Origin of the sequence: Sunxiuqinia elliptica, assembly GCF_900113005.1 — a bacterium.
Lineage (GTDB): Bacteria > Bacteroidota > Bacteroidia > Bacteroidales > Prolixibacteraceae > Sunxiuqinia > Sunxiuqinia elliptica.
Window position 1 is genome coordinate 152,260 of record NZ_FONW01000002.1, and the last position, 16,434, is coordinate 168,693.

At 40.7% G+C, this 16,434-nt stretch carries 10 protein-coding genes; 5 read left to right on the top strand and 5 right to left on the bottom strand.

What is annotated here, in order from left to right:
- Nucleotides 1–93 precede the first annotated feature (93 nt).
- Complete coding sequence (locus tag BM156_RS05320; protein WP_093918809.1) at nt 94–1,917, bottom strand: fasciclin domain-containing protein; 1,824 nt, start codon at nt 1,915–1,917, stop codon at nt 94–96.
- Nucleotides 1,918–2,197: 280 nt separating this feature from the next.
- Between BM156_RS05320 and BM156_RS05325 the strand changes: the two genes are divergently transcribed.
- Nucleotides 2,198–3,727 (top strand): carbon-nitrogen hydrolase family protein, encoded by a 1,530-nt coding sequence (locus BM156_RS05325; protein ID WP_093918810.1) that lies wholly within the window; start codon nt 2,198–2,200, stop codon nt 3,725–3,727.
- Between the two features lie 2 nt (nt 3,728–3,729).
- Here BM156_RS05325 and BM156_RS05330 read toward each other — a convergent pair whose 3' ends face one another.
- The gene (locus tag BM156_RS05330) at nt 3,730–4,350 is read right to left on the bottom strand and encodes a hypothetical protein (protein WP_093918811.1); all 621 of its coding nucleotides are present in this window, start codon (nt 4,348–4,350) and stop codon (nt 3,730–3,732) included.
- Between the two features lie 465 nt (nt 4,351–4,815).
- Between BM156_RS05330 and BM156_RS05335 the strand changes: the two genes are divergently transcribed.
- From BM156_RS05335 to BM156_RS05355, 4 genes are all read left to right on the top strand, one after another.
- Nucleotides 4,816–6,594 carry an SH3 domain-containing protein gene (locus BM156_RS05335; protein ID WP_093918812.1) on the top strand — a complete coding sequence of 593 codons (1,779 nt, stop codon included), beginning with the start codon at nt 4,816–4,818 and terminating at the stop codon, nt 6,592–6,594.
- 45 nt (nt 6,595–6,639) lie between these two features.
- Nucleotides 6,640–9,198 carry an NHL repeat-containing protein gene (locus tag BM156_RS05340; RefSeq protein ID WP_093918813.1) on the top strand — a complete coding sequence of 853 codons (2,559 nt, stop codon included), beginning with the start codon at nt 6,640–6,642 and terminating at the stop codon, nt 9,196–9,198.
- Between the two features lie 423 nt (nt 9,199–9,621).
- The gene (locus BM156_RS05350; RefSeq protein ID WP_093918815.1) at nt 9,622–10,371 is read left to right on the top strand and encodes a hypothetical protein; all 750 of its coding nucleotides are present in this window, start codon (nt 9,622–9,624) and stop codon (nt 10,369–10,371) included.
- 13 nt (nt 10,372–10,384) lie between these two features.
- Nucleotides 10,385–11,677, top strand: coding sequence for an LVIVD repeat-containing protein (locus BM156_RS05355; protein ID WP_093918816.1), 1,293 nt, complete (start codon nt 10,385–10,387; stop codon nt 11,675–11,677).
- Between the two features lie 93 nt (nt 11,678–11,770).
- Here BM156_RS05355 and BM156_RS05360 read toward each other — a convergent pair whose 3' ends face one another.
- From BM156_RS05360 to BM156_RS05370, 3 genes are read right to left on the bottom strand one after another with little or no spacing between them, the layout of a single operon-like run.
- Complete coding sequence (locus BM156_RS05360; protein WP_093918817.1) at nt 11,771–12,739, bottom strand: glycoside hydrolase family 130 protein; 969 nt, start codon at nt 12,737–12,739, stop codon at nt 11,771–11,773.
- Between the two features lie 35 nt (nt 12,740–12,774).
- Nucleotides 12,775–14,073 carry an MFS transporter gene (locus BM156_RS05365; protein ID WP_093918818.1) on the bottom strand — a complete coding sequence of 433 codons (1,299 nt, stop codon included), beginning with the start codon at nt 14,071–14,073 and terminating at the stop codon, nt 12,775–12,777.
- Between the two features lie 24 nt (nt 14,074–14,097).
- Nucleotides 14,098–16,347 carry a GH92 family glycosyl hydrolase gene (locus BM156_RS05370; RefSeq protein ID WP_093918819.1) on the bottom strand — a complete coding sequence of 750 codons (2,250 nt, stop codon included), beginning with the start codon at nt 16,345–16,347 and terminating at the stop codon, nt 14,098–14,100.
- Between the last annotated feature and the right edge of the window lie 87 nt (nt 16,348–16,434).

Genomic DNA, 16,434 nt, shown 5'->3' on the forward strand with positions numbered 1-16,434 from the left:
TTAAGTCTATTAACGTTAGGAAAAAAGAAGGCTGTCCCTTTGAAAGGGCAGCCTTTGTTGTTTTCTGCTTATCTGTTTTTGCTTCGATTTTTTTTATGGAAGAATAACGTTGTCAATTACATGGATGACTCCGTTGGTCGCTTGAACATTCAATAAATTTGCAACAAGCGATGAAGTCCGGTCATTGGCGTCTGTAAGTTCCAGTGTACTAACATCAATTGTGAACGAACCATTTAAGGTAGTAACAGTCCCAGATTCAAGATCGCTGGAATATACACGTCCTTCAACAACATGGTATTTAAGAACATTGGCTAGCGTTGTTGCGTCTAAATCATCAAGGCCTCCTACTTCAAGTTCTTCAAAAAGTGCTTCGAATGCAGCATTGGTTGGCGCAAAGACGGTAAATGGACCTCCTTCGGCAAGGGTACTTGTAAGTTCAGCCTTGATTACAGCATCAACCAAGATTGAAAACTCCGGATTGAAGCTGATAGCCTTTTCGACCAAGTTCATGGATGGTGGCAAAATCACTTGATCAATAACATGAATCACCCCATTAGACGCTTCTACATCAGCTTGAGCTACGTTGGCATTATTAATCATGACCCCGGAGCTTAAGTCAACCTCGATGGCTGCTCCATTCAAGGTTGGAACAAAGCCATTTGCAAGATCTGTGGACATTACTTTGCCTGCAACAACATGGTACAGAAGAATTGGGGTGAGCTGTTCTGCTGTCAGTGCATCGACACCACTTACGCCAAGCGTACTAAATAAGGTTTCGAAAGCGGCATTAGTTGGTGTGAACACGGTAAATGGCCCTTCCCCCGACAATGCATCAGCTAAATCTGCTTTAACAACAGCATCAACCAAAATTGAAAACTCAGGATCGAACCCAATTGCTGTTTCTACAATGTTTTTAGGGGGAAGGAGTACTTTATCTAGAACATGGATGACGCCGTTGGTTGCTTGAACGTCCGCAGTAACTACCATGGCATCGTTAATCATTACTCCGCCAGTCAGGTCAACTTCAATTTCTTTTCCGTTGAGCGTCATGACACTGCCATTGCTTAAATCCATGGAAAAAACCTTTGCTCCTACAACATGGTAAAGCAAAATAGGCGTAAGCTGCTCTGCAGTTAAGTCAGCGACTCCGCTAACTCCCATTTCGGCGAATAGTGCTTCGAATGCCGCATTGGTTGGCGCAAAAACGGTGAATGGGCCTTCGCCGGAAAGTGTTTCGGCCAAATCAGCTTTGACAACCGCGTCAACCAAAATTGAAAACTCGGGGTTGAAACTGATTGCTTTTTCAACAATATTCATTGACGGAGGCAATAAAACTTGGTCAATAATGTGGATAACTCCATTAAGAGCAGTCAGGTCTGCAATTTCAACTTTGGCGTCATTCACCATGACTCCATTGTTTACATCAATGTTTAAATAGGCGCCGTTAACTGTTTTCACCAAGCCTGTTGATAAGTCCGAGGACATCACTTTCCCGGCAATAACATGGTAAAGTAAGATTGGCGTTAATTGTTCGGCAGTAAGGTCATCAATGCTTTCAATTCCTAATGTTGTAAACAATTGTTGAAAAGCTTCATCAGTCGGAGCGAAAACTGTCAGCTCACTTTGCGCAACGGTGCTTACCAAATTTGATTTTGCCAAGGCTTTGATCAGCGCTGTAAACTTGGGTTTCTTTTCCTTCATTGTTTGCTTTTTCAATTCTGAAACATTACCGGAATAGGAGTCCGGATCGTCTGAAATTTGTTGCAAGGAGGTTGCGATATTTTCAGGAGAAGGGTTTTCAGGAACCATAGGGTCGTCGTCGTCATTGCAGCTAACCAGTGCAACCGATGCAAATAAAAACAAAGCAACAGTTAGATGCTTCAATAGATTCGATTTTAAGTTTTCACGTGTTTTCATGATGGTTAAATTTTGAGTTACAACTATAAAACATGATCGCTTGAATGTTTGTTTAATTCTTTTGGTTTAAGAATAAACAAAAATAGATCTTTATTCATGCAGTACCCGTATTTATTGAATATTCATTGTTTGTTAATAATTGTTAATAAATTGTTTTTATTGAATGTTTAGGCTTGATTATCTATTGCTGTCTTAACAAGATTATATTTTTTTATTTGCCGACTCAGTTTTAACTTTAGCCATTACTCACTTGTTATTGAAATGAACTAAGAGAGAAGCTATGATTAATACCAATGAAATTGAGAATATAGAGCTGAGTTATTTACAGTTGAAGGACTATGAGGAGTTAAAGCAGGCTTTGATTGAGTCCTATCCAGAGATGCCGGATTCCTATTGGTTGCGCCCTCAGCTTAAAACATTAATTAACCGGTTTCCTGAAGGACAGGTTGTTGTTAAAGTTAACGGGCAAATTGCTGGTTGTGCATTTTCAATCATTGTTGACTTTAGCAAATATGTTACCCGACACACGTATAAGCGCATTACCGGAAACTATACGTTTAATACGCACACTCCGGATGGGGATATGCTCTATGGAATTGAAATCTTTATCCGCCCTGAGTATCGGGGATTGCGTTTGGGCCGGAGATTATACGACTATCGAAAGGAGCTTTGTGAGCGTTTAAACTTGAAAGGTGTGGCATTTGGAGGACGGATTCCGAATTACCATAAGTATGCCGATCAGATGTCGCCTAAAGAATACATTGCCAAAGTGAGGATGAAGGAGATTGATGATCCTGTATTGAACTTCCAGATTTCAAACGACTTTTATCCTTCGAAGATTTTGAAGAATTACCTCGAAGGAGATGAAGCTTCAAATGATTATGCCGTTTTGCTGAAGTGGGACAACATCTATTACGAAGAAGAAGCTAAGCAGCCTGTAATTACGAAGAAAATTGTTCGTCTTGGCTTGGTACAGTGGCAAATGAGGCCATACAATAACCTGGACGATGTGATGAATCAGGCAGAATATTTTATTGATGCAGTTTCTGGTTATCGATCCGACTTTGCTCTTTTTCCTGAATTTTTCATGGCGCCTCTTATGGCTGAGAACAATCACTTAAGCGAGCCCGAAGCAATTCGGGAACTGGCTAAACACAGTGAAGCAATTAACCAGCGTTTTTCAGAGTTGGCAATAACCTATAATATCAACATCATTACAGGGAGTATGCCTGAAATCCGGGATGATCGTTTGTATAATGCCGGCTATGTTTGTAAGCGTGATGGTTCGGTTGAGCGTTTTGAAAAATTACATGTGACTCCGGATGAAGCTAAAGTTTGGGGTATGCAGGGAGGAGCCGAGTTAAAAGCGATTGAAACCGATTGTGGCAAAATTGGTGTGTTGATCTGTTACGATATAGAGTTTCCGGAATTGGGGCGTTTGTTGGCTGACGAAGGTGTTGATATTTTATTTGTTCCGTTTCTGACGGATACCCAGAATGGCTATTCTCGCGTGCGAAATTGTGCCATGGCCCGGGCCATTGAAAATGAATGCTATGTGGCTATTGCCGGAGGCGTGGGTAATCTCCCAAAGGTGCATAATATGGATATCCAGTATGCGCAGTCGATGGTTTTTACGCCCTGTGATTTTTCCTTTCCAATGAATGGAATTAAGGCAGAAGCAACTCCCAATACCGAAATGATTGTGATTGCTGACGTGGATATTGACCTGCTTCGGGAGTTGAATCAGTTTGGAAGTGTGCGAAACCTGAAAGACCGGCGTAGTGATATTTTCCAAGTTAAACGATCCTAGTGTCAATAGTTAGCTACTTTAACTGTGGGGGCCGGTTGTTCTAAGGAGCCAATAATATAAAATGGGTCGCGGCTGATGGCTACAAACTTTCCAGACCAACTGACCTTTGCTGTTTGTTCGGTACTTCGGATGATGTGGTTTTGTGTATTGCCTCCTTGGATGCTGATTACGTGTGGGCTTTTGTTAATAATTGACAGCGAAAAACTGGCAGCTAGTTTTTCCGCCCCTTGAATTTGAATTTCAAAATCGACTGGTCTTTTTAGTGGTTTTGGAGTTTTGTCGAAATCCATCTGTTGCTTGACTACGCGAACAGGGAGAAACAGCGATTGGTTATTGCCTTCATCGACGATGATTAACTCAAAATTTCCATAGGTATCCGGGATTTTTATCAGGAGCTTGTTTTTGCTTTCAATAATTGGGGAAACCGAAAAACTTTGGGTGTTTCTATTTTCAAAACGGATAATCGTGTTGCTGCCATCTCCATCAAAAGGGCCTTGAATGTAGCACTCAGCTTCGGCTACAAAATAAGCAGGTACAATAAATTTTTTCTGAGTGGCTTGCCCTTGTGTTAGAATTGGTGCAAATGCCAGAAAAAATAAAAGAAGTTGCTTGAAATAAGCCATGATTTTAAGTATTGATTTAGTAAAAGAAAGGTATAAATAAATACTTATTTCTCTTGTGGTGTCTGGCTTCTTTGTTGCAAGTACCATATTGAACATACAAAAAAGATGGCATCATGAGCACATGTGCAAAATGACTAGTTGCCTGCTATTTAAAATAATAAGCCGTAATAAATATTGAAAGTTAATCTTTAATTTGAACTAAGGTTTGTATTTATGATTGGTTTATTTCCTCTTTTAATAGGTGCTTTAGGTATTTAATTGTTTGGTAGGTAGTTCAGTCTATGTCTTCACTAGCCGAAAGTGCAAGGATGATAAATAAAGAAGAAATAAATGTAATTAGATGTATGCATTTAAGGGAAAATCTCCCATATTTAACGTAGAATTTTAGCTCTGAGCGAACAAAAATTATGGCGCATTTTACCATATACTAATCAAAAAAACAAAACCTAATAGCTTCCTAAAACCATGAAAGGCGTAATCTCTTTATTTCTAATTCTCTTATTCACATCATTGAGTTTATCTGCAACAAACTACACTGTAACTGCAAACCAATTAAATGTCAGACGGTACCCTTCAGCTGAAAGCATATCCCTTGGAATGTTAGAAAAAGGTGATACGATACTTGCCTTATTAGGGAACCCTGAGTGGACAAAAATTGAATACAAAGATCAGCATGCTTATGTTAGTAGTAAATACCTGAAAAAAGTTGAAGTTCCTGTGATAAAGGAAAAAACAAAAGAAAACTCTAAAACGAGCAACGCAAACACTCGGAGTATCATTCTGTGGATTGTGACAGTTGTTTTTAGCACTTTCTTTGTTCGAAAAGCTCAAACAGCAGGCGAAAAACGATGGGATCGATCGTCGGTTAGGAAACATGCCATCTTAACAATAATCGTTTATTCAGGTATATTTTATGTGTTTTTTAATTATTTCTCGAGTATATCGAGCCATTTACTTTCGGTTGAGTCCTATGTAAAGTATCTAAATATACTCTGTCTCCAGATTATTTTATTGGTCGCATTTTATAATTTGATAGCTCTACGAAAAATAATGAATTACAATAGTTGGAAAGAATCAAAAGCTACTTTTTCCATTATTGCTACGATTTCTGTTGTTATCTTGAGCTATGTATTTGTTCTGATTTTTATCGATAGCCATCCTAAACTTGCGCGAGGCTTTATTGTAGGATCTCCTATTTTTCTAGCAGCAGGGCTTATTATACAGATTATGGGTAATGAGATTCATGGAGCTAACAAGTATACTTTACCTATCGCTTTTGTAATTAACGCTGTATCTTTATTTGCTGTTGGTTTGGCAAGTTCACTTATTGCAGGTATTGAATTTACGCTACCAACCTTTTTATTGGTTCTGCTTTATCATTACAATTTACTGAAGGTTCCATCATCTAAGCGGCTCAAAAAGATAGTAAGCAAACCCGATCAAGAAGCTATCGAAAGAGAAAGGGAAGCCGCGATGTTGGATACTGCGATTGATAATATGATTCAAGAAGAAATGGAAAGACTTGATGCAAAAATTGCGGCAAGCGAAGCCATGGATGAATCAGATAATGAATTGATCGAGGAGGAAAGCATAGAAAATGAGGATGTAATTGATATTTCAGATTTACACAAAGAAGAGAAAGCACTTTATTTAGCCTATGTAAATTTAATACAGTCTGTCAATCAAGTTTGTTCCGTGTTATCAATAAAACCACTTCAGTTACTTTTAACTCCGGATCAACTTCGTCCAAGGTTTAAACCTGCGACAGGTGAGTTAATAAAATCAGAGCTGCCGAAAATTTGGAAGGTGTTGGTGCAAAGATACCCAGTTCAATTAGAGGGAGTAAAGCATGATGCGAATGATGACGTATTTTTAGGTATTGTAGAAGAGACCCAGCATGAGACGCTTCAGCATGCATTGTGTTACTATGTTGAAACTTTAATTGAACTGGAAGCTTGTGAACTGGCGATTGAAAAAAATGCACCGGAAAAATCTAAACAAGGATCAATACAAAAACAACCCACAACCAAGCAAAAACCAAAATCGCAACCGGTTGCTAGACCAAAGATTCAGAAAGGCATAAAAGCACGAAGGGAAATTATTTCCGAAGGAGATGTAAAACATATTGGGTTTCGTCTTTTAACCTATAGAAATGGTGTGTGGATCGATGAAAATGGAGCCCCGTGGAAGGAATATGCATCAGGAAGGTTTAGACCTTTGAGAAAATTCATGATTCATAATTAGTCCTGTCTTTATCACAAACACAATCTAACTTTAAAAAATAGCACCATGACTATATCACCGTCAAAAATCATAAAATTTCCATCGAATAACGATATTTCTGAATTGGAGAGAAGAGACCAAAAAAGGTTTATTGCATTAAACTATAAATTTATAAAATCCGCTAATAGTAAGTTTTTTGCCGTTTTTGCCCGTAAAGAAAAACTTTGTGCTTGGATTTATCAACTGGATGACACCGGTTCTTATCGTGAAAAATATAAGATTGATGAGTTTCCATTTGAGTTCGATTTACGAGATTTTAATAATATCGCAATCGATAATGAAGGAAAGCACATATATCTTGTCTCCACCGAAGATGATAGAAGAACTGTTTACTGTTTTACTACTCGGTTTTGTTCTTCTGTTGAATATCGACAGCAGTGGTCTGTAAGCCTCCCTGATAAAATTGTAGACCCTGGTAATGCCCCATATCCTGTAATCTTAGTAGATAACAGAAAAAATATATTTGTCTCTGATGGAAATGGTAAAGTGTTCACGTTCAATCATCTTTTGCCTGAAAATCATACGGAGATATTGATGGAGCAATATGTTGATCGCGTGCATGATATGATCCTGGCTAAAGGGGGTAGCCTGTTGTTTGTTTTGGGATACAAGGGGGAAATGATGAATGTTGGGACAATTGTATCGGTTGATTTAAGAACTATCCATATCAACTATGCCTTTCAAGCCAATATATTTCGTGATGGCTATACGATAGCCAATATGTTTTGTTCATCAACGAATCTTTTCTATCTGGACAATAAGGGGGTTCTACATCTTCATAATATAGATTCAGGGGTAGAGACGTTTAAAACAAAAGCTTTAGATGAACATATTGACCTGCTAAATACTGATTATGAAATTTTTTATAAGAACAAACACCTTTTTATTAGTCAGGATAGTCGAGTTTTCATATTTACTCTAAAAGGAGAATTAATTAGCGAAATCTTCATCAGGGGTTGGACTGGGTCAAAGGTTTTAGATTTTAGTAATGAGAAGGTTCTGTTTGTTCTGGACCGAATAGGAGTTCGCCATTATGATTTAGAATTAAATACCAAGGCGAAAAGTAGTTTGGATTATAAATTGACTAAGGACGAATTGGATTGTGAGGTATACGGTTTCCGGGACATAAGCTACTATCCTGATCAGGAGCAGCTGCACCTAATAAGCGATAGGAAGGAAATTATTATCGATATTGCTTCGGGCAAGTGGAAACAAGTAGAGAACGATGAGGCGTATGGCACAAAATATTTATCCAAGTATTTAACAAGGGATAAGTATCTGTTGGCGGAATTTGATGAGGAGCATGTTTTTATAAGAAATCTAATTAATGGATCAAACTTTGAGTTGGAGTTTGATTTTGATGTGGATGATAATGCTCATTCCGAATTTTTTGTTCCTTATTTCTCACCCGATCAAAGATTCTTTGGCTTATTTATCGACAATCATATAAAAATATTTGACCTGGAAAGGAGGCAGCAACTGGAGGATAGCGCTACTCCTGTTTATGTTAGGAATGATACTTTATCATTATCGCCTTGCAGGTCTATTGCTGCTTGTCATAGGATCGAATCTAACAGTTTAAAGCTCTTTGTGTGGGATTTAAGCAATGGGCAAGTTCTTTTTTCAAAAAACTATTCGGAGTTCAAAGAGCATGATATGGAAGGATGTGTTCATGCTTTTAGCCCATGTGGTAAATATGTGCTTGTTGTTTTGGCAGATTCAATCTATCAGTATGATTTGAAAGGGGATTTGATTCTCAAGCGTAAAAATACAGGAAATAAGGGTAGCTCTACTTCCGGAAGTATCTATTTCATTTCGGAGGATGGCTATTTTGTAACAGGTGCCTATGAATCACAGGTTTGGCATGTTGATAAAGAAGAACCGTTGTTTAATATGCAGCAGGACTATACCTATCAAAAGATGATTCGATTGAATAATAACAGATTCGTTTTTTGGGATAAACACGACATAAGCGTCATCAGTACTTCAGTGAATACGACTCCTGCTTTTGGCTCAAATGAGGCTACTCCGGATTGGCATAACCGAAATGCAATTAAGCAGGCCAATGAACTAGAAGTGACGTATATCCGGAAAGAAGTGCTTGACAGACAGCAGGAGCGGGAAGTTGCGCAAAGAAGGGGCTTAGAAGAGGAAAGGCTAGAAAGCAGAAGAGCAGAAGAAAAACGGGAAGAGGAGAGAGCACGTGCAGCTTATAGGAGAGAAGAAGAGGAGCGGGAGGAAGAGCAAAGAAGGCAAAGAGAAAGAGAGGAAGCTGAAGCGAGAAGAAGGGAAGAGGAGGAAGAAGCCGAGAGGTTACGCAAGGAAAGAGAAGAACGAGAAAGAACATACACTCTGGAAGAAATTTGGAGTCAATCAGCCGGAAGTGTTAGAATGAACGCGTTATATGCTTGTTATTATCATCAAGCAGATGGTCGATGTAGCTATCGGGAACAAGATGATTGGTGTACGGCTAATGGTGACCATTCTTATAGTACCTGTTGGGATACCGATAGCCTAGATTACTGCATTAAATCAGAAATTGGAGATAAGCCAAGACAGTACTAACATAAACACCCCACGCGGCAGTGCAGAAAATGGAGCCGTTGCACTAAAAACCATTCAGAAATGGGAGAAAACCTGGGTTGAGCCCATTTCTGAATGGGTTGATCACTTTCCTGGCTGGTAATTTTCATTTCCGGGCGGTTGGGGCTTAATTCGGTGTGGTTTGATTGCAGTTTTAGCTGGTAGGTGGTAATTCTGTCTGGTAGGATTCAACCCCGCTTGATCTTGTTTTAATAAAGGAGGCTGGTATCAACTTTAGCCTTTCCGCCAAATGTTACTGTCATTTCCACCAAAAGGCTTTTGAATGTAATTTTGTACGCTTCCTGTACCTGGTTTCTTGTTGTATGTACCAGAAAAAGAATCTTCTCACGCAACCTTTTTTTGCCAACAAACATCTTAAAGGCAAACAAACACCAAAATAAACTTATGAAACAATTAGTCTGTTTGCTTGCTTTTTTATTGGCAATGGGTGCGGCTCAAGCTCAAAAAAAAGAAGTGATCTACCTCAAAAATGGGACGGTTCTGAAAGGACAACAAATCCCGGTTGATGATGAAAAAGTGGTTATTCGCTCGGGCAAGGATACCTGGGTTTTTCAGACCTCAGAAATTGACTCTGTAGGTACAAAATTCTCCTCTGCGATTTTAAGCGGTCAGAAAGCTTACTTCATCAAAACGACCGGCGGTTTGCTTATCGGTAGTTCTTCCAACGATAAATCAAAGCCCTTTTCATTCGACGCATCTTTCAACTTAAAAGTTTTGCCGAACTGGTATGCAGGCGTGGGTACTGGTGTCGATTTTCTGGAGGAGTCGTACTTGCCTGTTTTTGGGAACCTGGAGTACCATTTTCGTGAGTCGATGTTTACGCCTTTTGTCGGACTTAAAGCTGGTTATCTTTTGCCTCTTGATGATAATATAATGGTGGGCTCCAATCATTACTATGATATTATTGTGCCATGGTCAAGCTCTTATTATGCCACCCAAAAGTTGGATTGTAAAGGTGGATTTATGCTTAGTCCTAGCTTTGGCATGGTGAATCAGCTTAATGAAAACCTGGCCTTGATGATGTCATTTGGCTATCGTTTTCACCAAGTGAGTTTTGAGGGTGGAAAAGACGAGTATAAGTTGGAGCGTGAGTATAATCGCCTGACGATACGGATAGGTATTCTGTTTAACTAGTAAATTGATAGAAATGAATGCAAAATGGATATACAGTTGCCTGTTGTTTGTTGCGGTAGTATTTGCAGGCTGCGAAGATAAAATTGTTGAAACTTATTTGGGAAACTCGCCGGTTTACATGAGTTATGAAGACTTGCGCAATGCGGTAAAAATGGAAAGCGCCCGGGATATTGAAAACCCAGGGAAGATCTATTTTAAAGACAACTACATCTTCATTAACGAGGTGATGAAAGGAGTTCACGTGGTTGATGTGTCAGACCCTGCAAGTCCAAATTCGATTGGATTTATTGCAATTCCCGGAAATGTGGACATTGCAATTAAAGAGAATGTTTTGTATGCCGATAGTTATATTGATTTGGTTGCTGTGGATGTGTCTGATTTAGCTTCGGTGAAGGAAGTGGGACGCGTGGAAGATATTTTCCCCTACATGCTGCCTGAGTACGATCCGGAATACCGTCTGGGAGAAGTGGATGATGAATTGGGCGTTGTTGTAGATTGGGACATAAAGAAAGTCAAGCGCGAAATTGAGCGCAACTATTATCCCATTTATTATTACGATAGTTTCTCTGATCGTTTGGAAACAGGCGGCAGCTTTTTGACGAACTCTGGTGTTGGCGGAGGCAGTGGAACCACCTTTGGCGTTGGAGGATCAATGGCGCGCTTTGGCCTGTACAAGGATTTTCTTTATACGGTGGATAATAGTACCCTGTACACGTTCCGGATTACCGACCTGGAGAATCCGCTGGAATTAGGCTCGAGCAACATTGGGTGGAATGTTGAAACAATGTTTATTTATAATGATCATTTGTTTTTTGGAACAACCACAGGCATGTTAATATACAGCTTGGAAATTGAGCAGAGCCCCAAATATATTAATCGATATCAACATATTACAAGTTGTGATCCGGTAGTCGTGCAGGATGACCTAGCCTATGTTACGCTGCATGATGGCGGTGGCTGTGGACGATCAGTCAACCGGCTCGATGTTATTGAGATGAATGATGACTATTCGCAGTTGACACCCATTGCAAGTTATTCGATGGCCAATCCTCACGGCTTGGGGATCGACGACGATGTCCTGTTTATTTGTGATGGAGATGCTGGCTTAAAAGTTTTTGATGCATCGGATCCTTTACAAATTGGCTCTCATTTGTTGGCCGAGTTTGAGGATATCAACACCTATGATGTAATTCCCTTGAATAATTACCTGTTTATGGTTGGTGACGGAGGATTTTACTTGTATGATTATTCCGACCTTCAGGATATTCAATTGATTGCGACAATTCCCGTTTCAACCACAGATTAATAGATCTGTTAATTCAACAAAAAAATCCGGCTACAATTAGCCGGATTTTTTCATTGCTCCATTCACGATGTGATTGGAGTGACTGTTTAATAATTATAACGAGTTATTCTTGATGAAATCGATGATTTCTTGTTGATAACCAAAAGCCATTCCCACAACGGTGTCAGCAGCGCCGTAATAAACAGCAATTTTCTCGCCATCGTTTAAAGCAGCACATGGGAAAACCACGTTAGGCACATCGCCAGCCAATTCGTAAGGCGCAGCAGGAGCCAACAGGTAAGGTTGTGTCCGGTAAAGTACTTTGGATGGATCTTCCAAGTCAAGTAAAGCTGCTCCCATTGAATAACGGAATCCGTTGCAGGTGTTGATTACTCCGTGGTAGAACTCCAACCAGCCTTCTTCGGTTTTAATTGGTACTGATCCAGCTCCAATTTTAGTACACTGCCAAGCACTGTTTTCAAAAGGGCTAACTTTCATCACACAGCGGTGCTCGCCCCAGTATTTCATATCCGGGCTGTAGCTGATGTAGATGTCTCCAAAAGGCGTGTGTCCGTTATCACTTGGGCGGCTCAGCATGGCGTAGCGACCATTGATTTTTTCAGGGAAAAGCACGCCGTTGCGGTTGAAAGGCAAGAAGGCATTTTCGCACTGGTGGAATGTTTTAAAATCGAAGGTGTAAGCGATTCCGATTGTTGGTCCGTGGTAGCCATTACACCAAGTTACCCAATAACGATCTTCGATAAAAACGACCCGTGGATCGTATTTGTAATCGGAGTCAATCATTTTTGTGTTTCCAGCAACCATTTCAATGGGTTCGTGGTTGATGTCCCAGTTGATACCGTCTTTACTGAATCCAGCAAAAATGTTCATCTGAACCGCTTTGTTGTCGCAACGAAAAACGCCGGCAAAGCCATCTTCAAAAGGAACAACGGCACTGTTGAAAATACTGTTTGAGCTTGGAATGTGGTAACGTCCAATAACTGGATTTGCAGAATATCTCCACATGACCTCGGTTGAACCCTCTGGTCTGTTTTCCCATGGAATTGCAGGTTGTGTAGTCATTGTCTTGTATTTTTTTGAATGATTAAAGTTATGCTTTATTTTTCGATCTCTTTGGTTTCCGATTCTTTGTTGTCGGGATGAGTAAAAGGTACAAACTTGGCAGCAAAGAACGATGGAATCATGGCTACCAAAACAAATAAGAAGAAAGATTTATAGCCGATTGAATCGCTTAAGAAGCCACTAAGCATACCCGGCAGCATGAATCCTAGGTTCATAATACCCGAAGCAAAGGCGTAGTGAGCCATTTTATATTTTCCCGGAGCCACTTGTTGCATCATAAATAAGGTTAGTCCTACAAAGCCAAAGCCGTAGGCAAAATACTCAACAACAACGGCAGAGCCTATTAAATAGATGTTTGATGGACGAAAAACAGCCAGTAAGGCATATACGATAAACTGGAAGTTAAAGATGCAGATTAAGGAGAAGATTGACTTGCGCAACCCTTTGCCGGCAATAAAATAACCAGCAAGTAAAGACCCCAAAACAAAAGCTCCTGATCCAAATACACCATACAAAAGCCCAATTTCCGAAGTACTCAGTCCAAGCCCTCCGTCAGCAACTGCAGCTTTGAAAAACAGTGGAGCGATTTTCACGGCAAAGCCTTCGGCAAAGCGATAGATGATGATGAAGCCGATGTACCAGCCAATGTATTTCTTTTGGAAAAATGTTCTTAATACATCCCACAAGATTTGAAATCCTTCTTTCAGTGAATGTACTTCACCTGTGGCTGCTCCTCCGGATGGCAACATCCGTGTATGGTAAAAGGAAAGCAATAGCATGGTTGCTCCATAAACGATCATAATGATCATCCAGCCATGGAAAGCTCCTATTGTATTTTCAAGAACTCCGGCTAGATAAACCAGTCCCCCCGCTGTTAACACTTTGGCGATATTAAAGGCAGCCCCCTGCCAGCCAATATACCTCGCTTGGTCTTGGGAGGAAAGGACATTCATGTACACTCCGTCCGTTGCAATATCATGAGTGGATCCACTTAAGGCAACAATAGCCAAGAGGGCCACGGAGTAGGCAAAAAAGTCATTTAACTGTAATGAAAAGGCCACCATGGCAAACGTAACACCGGTTACAAACTGGGTTGCTACCACAAAGTGTTTCTTTGTTTTGAACATCTCCAGCACCGGGCTCCATAAAAATTTAAGCGTGTATGGGAGAAGGAGTAGTGAGGTCCAAAACGCAATCATGGAGTCACTAATCCCCAGACTTTCATACATCAATGGTGATGCTTGATTAATGGCAGCATAGGGAAGTCCCATGCCAAAATAAACAGTGGGAATCCAAGCCGCAGGGTGGATTTTTTTTAGTTGATTAAAACGCATGTTCGTTGGTATTTTTGTGTTTTTTTATTTCTCAATTTCCAAGACACCACCCGAAACAAGCTCTTTGTGGTTGATGAAATAACGATTTAGCTTTTTCCCGTCTTTGTTAATCTTGCGAATGTACTCTCCATCTCCTTTGGTACGAATGATGAGTTCTTTGCCGGGATAGAAGTTTTGATCCAGTTCTATTTTGACTTCGTCAAAAGCGGGTTGAGCAATGGAGTAATCTGTGTTACCCGGACAAACAGGGTAGAACCCCATCATGCTGTACACGGCCCAGGCTGAAAGTGTTCCACAGTCGTCGTTCCCCGGGATTCCCCCCGGAGCATTTTTATAATGCTCGTTCAGCAAGCGGCTCACTTCTTTTTGGGTGCGCCATTCTTCTCCTTTGACGTAGTTGAACAACCACGGATAATGGATGTCGGGTTCGTTAGCCACATCATAATGACCATCGTCAAAAATACCTTGCAGTTTTTTTGTGAATTTTTTCTTGCCACCCATCAATTTCATGAGTCCTTTAATGTCATGAGGAACGCAAAAGGTGTATTGGTAAGCATTTCCTTCGTGGAAACCAGGGCTTGGCTCAAAGTTCTCTCCTTGTTTTGGATCGAAATCTTTATAGAATGAGCCATCAGCCATTCTGGGACGAATCATCTGGAATTCATCCTTGTCGTAATATTCTTTGTAACGCAACGACTGAGCCAGAAAACGTTTATAGTCTGCATCTTTGCCCAAAGCTTTCGCAAATTGAGCCAGGTTCCAATCGGCAATGTAGTATTCCAGTGCATGCGATACTGAATTGTCAAAAGGTGTTGTGTAAGGCACATAACCTTTGGCCAGGTAGTCGTCAATGTCTGGGCGCAACTTGTTTTGGGCTCCTTCAGTGGTTGCCGACTTATACATGGCTTCATAAACAGATTCTGTATCAAAATCAGTTAGTCCGCGAAGATAAGTGTCAACAATTACCGGAATGGCAGGGTCACCTTCCATTACATGCGTTTCCGTGCTGTTAAGTTCCCATTTTGGAAGCCAGCCGCTTTCTTCGTACATGGCAATCATTGAGCGCACCATGTCCAGCTGTTGCTCGGGGTAAATCAAGCTCATTAGCGGATGAAAGTTCCGGTAAGTATCCCAAAGCGAGAAAACGGTGTAGCGGTCGCCTTCTTTAACTTCGCCAATTCCGTAGGACTCCATCAAAGGGTATTGACCGTTGACGTCATTGATTACGTTGGGGTGAATGTGCATGTGGTACAACGCGGTGTAGAAAATCGTCTTTTGATCATCCGTTCCGCCTTTTACCGATACGCGAGAGAGGGCTTCTTCCCAGTTGGTTTTGGCTGCTGCACGTGTTTGTTCAAAGTTGAAGCCGGGCATTTCCACTTCCATATTTTGTCGGGCATTTTCAATGCTGACGTACGAAACAGCCACTTTTACCAATACTTCTTCGTTACTTTCGGTATCGAATGTCATGTAAGCACCGATGCTGTCGCCGGCCATCTGTGCTTGAAATTCAGGATAGAACTTGAAGGCACTATCGGTTGAAGACCAAGCTGATTCGGCTGTCATTTGTGGCATCTTTTTCCAAGCTCCGAATGATTTGGCCGGCTTGCTAAAACGGGCTACAAAATAAACCGGACGTTCAGTCCCATCGTTATAACAAAATGTGCCGGTCATGCGCCAGCCTTCAATTTCACGGTTGTTTACAATGCGTAAAGCGGCTCCGCTTTCGTTGGTTAATCCCGTGCCAAGGTCCAACAGGATATTGGATTGTCCTTCGGGAAATTTGAACTTACTTAGTCCAACCCGGGCACTGGCTGTTACTTCTGTGGTAATGTCATATTTTTCCAAGTGATTGGAGTAAAAACCGGGTGAAGCTTTTTGCTCCGTCATTGGAGAACCATAAACCTTATTGCTGGCTTCCACTTTTCCGGTGGTTGGCATCAGCAGGATAACACCAAGCTCAGGACATCCTACGCCACTTAGGTTGACGTGAGAATAGCCGGTGAAAAAGTGGTTATCCCACGAGTAAGGAGTTGACCACCACTGGTTATCTTTGTCCCACTTGTTGCTTGCCGATCCACTAACATTGAAAGGCACTACTGAAACCATGCCTTGAGGAACAATGGCTCCTGGGTTGGTCGTACCATAATTGGTACTTCCAATGAATGGATTTACCCAATCCGTCGATTTTTTTTCTTGCGAATAAGCAGCGTCCAAGCTACTCAAAGCTAAAACAAAAGTCAGGATAGCTAATCGTAAAACGTTATTAGACATCGTAGTAGAATTTGAGAGTTTTAAAATCGCAAAGGTAGTCAATTCGCACTTGATCAGGATATTTTTAGGCTTCTGGAAAGCCTTGAA